Source organism: Photorhabdus viridis, from assembly GCF_040256935.1.
Lineage (GTDB): Bacteria > Pseudomonadota > Gammaproteobacteria > Enterobacterales > Enterobacteriaceae > Photorhabdus > Photorhabdus viridis.
Genome location: NZ_JBEJZY010000413.1, coordinates 1 through 254, shown reverse-complemented (window position 1 = coordinate 254; position 254 = coordinate 1). Strand labels below are relative to the sequence as shown.

At 54.3% G+C, this 254-nt stretch carries 1 protein-coding gene; it reads left to right on the top strand.

All coding sequences use genetic code 11. The features are described 5' to 3' along the window. Positions 1–254: DUF4123 domain-containing protein (locus tag ABR397_RS23965; protein ID WP_350307867.1), on the top strand; the 254-nt coding region annotated here is incomplete at both ends.

Below are 254 nucleotides of genomic sequence, written 5' to 3'. Positions count from 1 at the left end.
GCTTCGAACCCCGCTATTCTCCCTGGCTGATACCGCTGGATATCAACCAGCCTGAGGATGCTCACATGCTGGAGTTGAGTATTACCCAAGCGTTGCAGGAGGCCGACCCGGTGGAGTTAATTGCCGGACGAGGTCGAATGGTGTGTGGCTGGCTGTTTAGCGCCAGCCCGATATCCACGATTGCACAACATCTTGGTATGACGGCGGTACAAACCCTGTCATCGGTACGGCAAATCGTGCTGCGTTTTTATGAT